Consider the following 6622-nt stretch of genomic DNA (forward strand, 5'->3'; position numbering starts at 1 on the left):
AGGGGTAGTCCGGCGCCCCCTACGCCCTCAGAGAACTACGCCGGATGTCGAGCCCTCAGGGCGGCAGTTAATCCGGACGGCCTTCCGCCGCTAGGCTCAGAGGAGACCAGACTTTCAGCCACAGGAGAACCTACGTGAACCCAGCGTCCGCTTCACCCGATCCGCTGCCTCCGCTGGGCCTGAGCTGGGGCATCAAGCGCAGCTTCATCGACTACATCACCAGCCTGCCGGACGGGTCCGTTTCAGCGACCGGCGGGGCGACCGTCGCCGCAGCGTCGCTCTTCTGCTTCAGTCCCGAATCCTCGGACTACGACCCCGCGCGCGGCACCGGGGTGCTGCGCTTCCGCGGGGATGTCCGGCTCGCCGGCCACCACGGCATGCTGCTGGTCCGGCTGCTGGACCCCTGGATCACCTTCACGAGCGGCAGCGGAGTGCTCTCCATCAGCTCTGGCGGCGGCGGCCAGGACCGCACCACAGTCGGTTTCCTCAGCCCTTCCACACCGCACGAAGCCGGCGGATCGCTGGTCTGGGAACACGTCGACGTCGTCATTTCCCCGGATGGGTCCGAACTCTTCGACGGCCAGTATGCCGCCGGGCAGCCGATGGATCCACTCTTCATCCGGATCACCGGCTAGGCCGCGGTCTGCCCTGGCCTGCCTCCGGCCAATCTAGAAGAATGTCTACCCGGCGCTGCGGGCAGCCCGTGGAGCCTCAAAGGAGAACCTCAATGGTGGAAGCCACGGACGCTGTTGAAGCAGCCTGCCGGCACGTCCTCGCCGCTCTGGACAAGGGACGGTCGCCGGATGACCAGGACTCGGCCGACTTCCGGCGCCGTCTTGACGCCCATCTCCCCGACCTCGCCCGGTTGTTCCACGGTCTCTACGGGACGCGGACGGACTGGCTGGACCAGCTCGCTGCCCTCGTCAACCAGGCCGCCCACTCGTGGGCGGTGCGGCCAGCGGACCTGTTGGCCCTCGACGCCGCCCGCGAGGACAACAGCGGCTGGTTCCTGTCCAACCAGATGCTCGGCGGAGTCTGCTACGTCGACCGTTACGCCGGGGATCTTGAAGGCGTCCGCGCCCAGATCCCCTACTTCAAGGAACTGGGGCTCAGCTACCTGCACCTGATGCCCCTCTTCCTGGCACCCGAACCGCACTCCGACGGTGGTTATGCCGTCTCCAGCTACCGTGAAGTCAACCCCAAGCTCGGCACCATGGAACAGTTGCGCAGCCTGGCCGGCGAGCTCCGGGCCCACGGCATCAGCCTCGTCCTGGACTTCATCTTCAACCACACCTCCGACGAACACGAGTGGGCCCGCAAGGCTTCCGCCGGCGATCCTGGCTACAGCGACTACTACTGGATCTATCCCGACAGGACAATGCCGGACGCGTTCGAGACACAGGTGCGGGAGATCTTCCCGGATGATCATCCGGGCTCGTTCGTGCCAATGCCGGACGGGCGCTGGGTCTGGGCGACATTCCACACCTTCCAATGGGACCTGAACTACTCCAACCCGGAGGTCTTCCGGGCGATGGCGGGCGAAATGCTTTTCCTCGCCAATCAGGGAGTGGACATCCTCCGAATGGATGCGGCCGCCTTTATCTGGAAACAGTTGGGAACGCCCTGCGAGAACCTGCCGGAGGTCCACATCCTGCTGCGGGCCTTCAACTCCGTTTGCCGGCTCGCCGCACCCTCCCTGCTGTTCAAGTCCGAGGCGATCGTGCACCCCGACGAAGTGGCGCAGTACATTGACCCGGCCGAATGCCAGCTCTCCTACAACCCCCTGCAGATGGCCCTCACCTGGGAAGCCATGGCCACCCGGGACGTTTCCCTCCTGGCTCAGGCCCTGGAGCACCGGCACAACATCCCGGAGGGGACGTCCTGGGTGAACTACGTCCGGAGCCACGACGACATCGGCTGGACCTTTGCCGATGAGGACGCCGCAGCGATGGGCATCGATGGATTCGACCACCGGAGGTTCCTGAATGCCTTCTACGTCAACCGTTTCCCGGGCAGTTTCGCCCATGGCGTCCCGTTCCAGGACAATCCCCGGACGGGAGACTGCCGCATTTCCGGTACGACGGCGTCCCTCTGCGGCCTTGAGGACGGCACCGTCCACGCGGTGGACCGGATCCTGCTGGCGCACTCGGTCGCGTTGAGCACCGGCGGCGTCCCGCTGCTTTACCTTGGAGACGAGGTGGGGCAGCTCAACGACTACGACTACGCCCTTGAGGACGGCCACGCCACAGACAGCCGGTGGGTCCACCGGCCGCATTTCCCGGCCGACCGGTATGCCCGACGCAGCGACCCCTCCAGCTCCGAGGGCGCGGTATTCGCCGGGCTCCGGACCATGATTTCGGTCCGCTCCCGCACGCCGGAACTGGTCGGGACGAAGCTCCTGGACTTCGCCACCGGCATCCCGGGTGTCCTCGGCTACCAGCGGCCCGGCGACGGAACCCGGATCCTGGCCCTCGCCAACTTCAGCGATCTGGCACAGAAAGTGCCCGCACTGACGCTCTCCGGATTCGCAGCTGGCGCCCTCAATGTCCTGACCGGAAACCTGGTGGGGCTCGAGCAAGGAATTGTGCTCCAGCCCTGGCAGTTCGTCTGGCTCAGGGTAACGCCGGCGTCCTAGGGCTTCGGAAGCTCCGAACCGCGGCCCGCGCGCGCCGGCTGGCCCCTATACGTCCCCGTGTGATTGCGGCACCTGGGCAGGGGAACCGAAGAGCCAGCCGGCGACGTCGCTGCGCAGCACCAAATGGGGTCCACCCGTGGCGCTGACGCTGCCGGTGGGAACGTAATAACCGCGTCCTGCGCCCGGGCCGCCCGCTGCGCGGTCGAGGGCCTCGGTAAGGTGTCTGGGGAGGTGCCCGGCCGGGCCGATGGCCCGGAGTCCGTCAAATTCCTCTGGCGTGAGCCTTCCGAGTACTGCAGCGATATCGGCCATCACGGATCCCTTCTGGCGGACGGTGCTTGAAGAATCAGCCTAGGACTGCCGCATGAACGCCATATGAAATCCGGACGACGATCGTCGAACATTAGACGGCCAGGCGGCGGCAGCCACGCACGGGTGTTGTCAGTGTCACTGCACGCAGCCCCCATACACCCAGCAAATTAACGGTCGGATGCTGTACCGTTCAATTCCGGGAAACCCAGAACAACGGAATCGAGAATTAACCAGGTGGCAACCGACTATGACGAAGTCCGATCCGACGTTGCGGAATCACGCAACGCCTCGCTGGAGGCGCTCCGCTCCGCGAACGCGCCAGACGCCCGCAGCGTAACCCGTGAGCTCGACGAGGCTGACACCTCGGAAGGCGTCGAACTGCCGGGCGCCGACCTGTCCGGCGAGGAACTGACGGTCACCGTCATTCCGCAGAAGGAAGACGAGTTCACTTGCTACTCGTGCTTCCTGGTCCGGCACCGATCGCAGCTGGCCCGCGAAAAGGCGGGCCACTCGTACTGCGCCGACTGCATGAGCTAACTGCATCACCTAGCCCCGCTTCACATTTCGACCGCTAAGACGCCGGGCATGCCATGCACGGCACGTTCCCGATACGCTCCTCTTTGACGATGCGCCGCATGCCGGCAAGTAGCCGGAGGCAGGAACCATGCGGAGCTGGAGTACTAAGCGGGACGACCGTGCTCCCACAGAGGCTGACGCCCCCGCTGATGACCGGTTCGTTATCGACAGCTTCGGCACCGGCAAGACCGGTACCGGAGCTGTTGCCGTTGGCGCGGAGGCCCGGCGCTTCGGACCCAGCGGGAGCCTCAAGGCCGAATGGTCCAGGGCGTTCGCGCTCATGCTGGTGGCGCTGCTTCTTGGGGCTCTCGCGACAGTTGTCGGACTGCGGGTGGTCACCGACCAGGTCCAGGCAACGGCAGCCCAGCTGCACCGTGAGTCGGATGCCGTGGCGGGATTACGCTCTGCGCTTGACGCTCATGAACAGACCGGCCACGAACTTCTGTCCAATGCGCCGGTCGACCGCACGGCGTTCCTTCGGCAGCAACAGGACATCTCGCGCCGTTTCGACGACGCCGTCCGGATCCTTCCGACCGAGAGGGACATGCGCGCCGCCGCGAGCGCGGCCCGCACTGAGTGGCAGGCTGGCCTCGCGACGCACGGACTGTGGGGCAGCGGGGTGCAGACTCTCACGGGAAACCGCGTGGCTGAGTCCCCGGACCTCGCCGCGTCCGGGGCGGGCGTGCGAGCGTTGCTGGACGGAATCCAAAACTCGGCCCTTGAATCACTGGATTCGGGTCTGGCGTACAGTGCCGAACTCCAGCAGATCGTGATCGCCGCCCGCAGCGCTCTATTTGGGTTGGCCGCGGCCGGCGTCGTCTATTTCCGGAACAGGATCGTGAAATTCCTGATCCGGCCGGTGGAAAGACTGCACCGCGGTGTCCTCAAACTGCAGACCGGCGACTACACCCACCGCATCGACGTCGACCGGTACGACGAGCTTGGCGAGCTGGCGGAGGCCTTCAACTCCATGGCCGGTGCCGTGCACCACAGCCACCTGGCCCTGACCCACCGGGCCACCCATGACCCGTTGACGGGCCTGGCCAACCGTGCGGCATTGAGGGAGCGCCTGTCCGCAGCATTGAGGCCCGGTTCGGACCCAGGGTCCCGGCGCGAAAGTCTGCTGATGATCGACGTCGATGACTTCAAGGACGTCAACGACTCACTGGGGCACGAAGGCGGCGACCTGCTGCTGGTCCAGCTGGCGGTCCGGCTCCAGGGCTGCGTGCGCGCCACCGACCTGGCCGCCCGACTGGGCGGGGACGAGTTTGCCATTGTGGTCACAAACGACGCCGACGGTTCCGTCACCGCCGGGATCGCCGAACGGATTCATGATGCACTGCGGGCACCGTTCTCCGTCGGCGAAGTCCGGTTGAGAGTCTCGGTCAGCATGGGCGCAGCACAGTGGCACCGGGAAACCGGTGATCCCGCCGAACTGATGCGGCAGGCCGACTTCGCCATGTACATGGCCAAACAAGGCGGCAAGGGCCGCTACCAGCTCTTCGACGCCGAGGGCTACAAGAAGATGACGTACCACGCTGCCCTCCGGGCCGACCTCGCCACCGCAGTGACCCGGCGGGAGCTTCGACTTGAATACCAGCCGGTGGCCGAGCTGCGCACCGGGGAGATCCTGGGAGTGGAGGCGCTCGTGCGTTGGCATCACCCCACGCTGGGGCTGCTGTTGCCGTCGGCTTTCATCCCCCTGGCGGAGGAGACGGGGGACATCGAGGCGATCGGCCGCTGGGTGTTGAGCACCGCCAGCAGGCAGGCCGCAGCCTGGCGGGCGTCGATCGACCACTGCGAAAACCTTTGGGTCTCCGTCAACCTGTCCACGCTGCAGTTGCCCAGCCCGCGGAACCTGGCCGCGATCGAAAGCATCCTGACGGATCCCGCGTCGCAAGCGGACAAGGTTGTCCTGGAAGTCACCGAAACGGCCTTGGCCAGCAGCGTCGACGGCGGCATCTCGGCGCTTCACCGGCTGAAGAGCTGCGGGGTCCGCATCGCCATCGATGACTTTGGAACCGGGTACTCCTCCCTGAGCACCCTGGCCGACCTGCCCGCGGACATCCTCAAGATCGACCGTTCCTTCCTCTCCGCCAGCACCTCCGACGGGCCCGCCGCCGCCATGCTCGAAGGCATCCTCGGACTGGCCCATAAGCTCAACCTCGAGGCGGTCGCCGAAGGGATCGAGGACCTCGGGCAGCTGGCTCTGCTCCGGGACCTGGGCTGCCGTCTGGGGCAGGGGTATTTTCTGTCCCGTCCCGGCCCGGCACCACTGATCGCGGCCCTCCTCGCCTCGGGTGCCCGGCTCCAGCCGCCGGCCCGGGCCGGGGCAACAGATTCCTGAGGCGGCCCGCCGTCCGGCTTTCAGCCGGCGCAATCTGGATGTCGCGGTCCGGAGCGATTTCGAAGAGTCCGCCGTTCTCCGCGTCAAGGATTCCGGCGAGGAAGGGCGGGCTGTCGAACTCCGGGACGCGCTGTCGAACTCCGGGACGCAGCGCCAGGAGATTCCGCCGTCCGGTCCCACGAGTGCGCAGGTGGAACCGTCGCCGATGAGTCCGTGGTCCTCGATGGGCCGGCTCAGCGCCGGGCGCGCCCTGCCAACGCGTTGTTCAGAACTGCCAGGAGTGCCGGAGTGGGCTTTTGGATGCTCTCCGCGTACTGGGTGTGCTTCCCGAGGTAGTCCTTGATGTAGGGGCACACCGGGACAATCCTCAATCCAGCGGAAACCGTCTCGTCAAGCGCCTGCGCCGCGAGCCGGCCCGCCAGGCCCTGGCCGCCGTATTCCCCGTCGATGACCGTGTGGTAGAAAATCCGGTGGCCGCCCCCATCGTCCACGTACGCCGCCTGGCCGATGCGGGTGCCGCCGTCGAGCACTTCGAAGCGCAACCGCTCCGGATTGTTGCGGATGGTGATTTCGTTCAAAAGCTTCTCGCTTCTCGTCGGGCGTGCGAAGACAACGGGTGTTGCCCGCGGCCGCAGTGACCGGCGTCAGGCACGGGGGCGGAGCCGGGCATTGGGCAGTGCGGGGGCCGGCAGCGGGGCGGGTTCCCCTGGAGGGAAAGTACCGAACCGCAGGCCGGCGGTTTCCGTCAAGGC

6 protein-coding genes are annotated in these 6622 nt (G+C 66.5%); 4 read left to right on the forward strand and 2 right to left on the reverse strand.

All coding sequences use genetic code 11. From position 1 onward, the window contains the following. The first annotated feature begins 134 nt into the window (after window positions 1–134). Together BJQ90_RS21730 and BJQ90_RS21735 are read left to right on the forward strand one after the other, a co-directional pair. The gene (locus BJQ90_RS21730; protein ID WP_226762243.1) at window positions 135–635 is read left to right on the forward strand and encodes an HtaA domain-containing protein; all 501 of its coding nucleotides are present in this window, start codon (window positions 135–137) and stop codon (window positions 633–635) included. Between the two features lie 92 nt (window positions 636–727). Then, a complete protein-coding gene (locus BJQ90_RS21735; protein WP_226762244.1) occupies window positions 728–2635 on the forward strand; it encodes an amylosucrase in 1908 nt (635 codons plus the stop codon). A 45-nt stretch (window positions 2636–2680) separates the two neighbouring features. On the opposite strand, the gene BJQ90_RS21740 is transcribed toward BJQ90_RS21735, so the two are convergent. Further along, window positions 2681–2947 (reverse strand): hypothetical protein, encoded by a 267-nt coding sequence (locus BJQ90_RS21740; protein ID WP_226762245.1) that lies wholly within the window; start codon window positions 2945–2947, stop codon window positions 2681–2683. 234 nt (window positions 2948–3181) lie between these two features. On the opposite strand from BJQ90_RS21740, the gene BJQ90_RS21745 reads away from it, so the two are divergent. Both BJQ90_RS21745 and BJQ90_RS21750 read left to right on the forward strand, forming a co-directional pair. Next, window positions 3182–3484: a DUF4193 domain-containing protein gene (locus BJQ90_RS21745; protein WP_056426952.1), complete on the forward strand. Its 303-nt coding sequence runs from the start codon at window positions 3182–3184 to the stop codon at window positions 3482–3484. 127 nt (window positions 3485–3611) lie between these two features. After that, window positions 3612–5870: a putative bifunctional diguanylate cyclase/phosphodiesterase gene (locus BJQ90_RS21750; RefSeq protein ID WP_226762246.1), complete on the forward strand. Its 2259-nt coding sequence runs from the start codon at window positions 3612–3614 to the stop codon at window positions 5868–5870. A 233-nt stretch (window positions 5871–6103) separates the two neighbouring features. Here the strand turns inward: BJQ90_RS21750 and BJQ90_RS21760 are convergent, their stop codons facing one another. Then, the gene (locus BJQ90_RS21760; RefSeq protein ID WP_226762247.1) at window positions 6104–6448 is read right to left on the reverse strand and encodes a GNAT family N-acetyltransferase; all 345 of its coding nucleotides are present in this window, start codon (window positions 6446–6448) and stop codon (window positions 6104–6106) included. Between the last annotated feature and the right edge of the window lie 174 nt (window positions 6449–6622).

The sequence above is a fragment of the Arthrobacter sp. SO3 genome (assembly GCF_020532825.1).
In the GTDB taxonomy this organism is placed as follows: domain Bacteria; phylum Actinomycetota; class Actinomycetes; order Actinomycetales; family Micrococcaceae; genus Arthrobacter.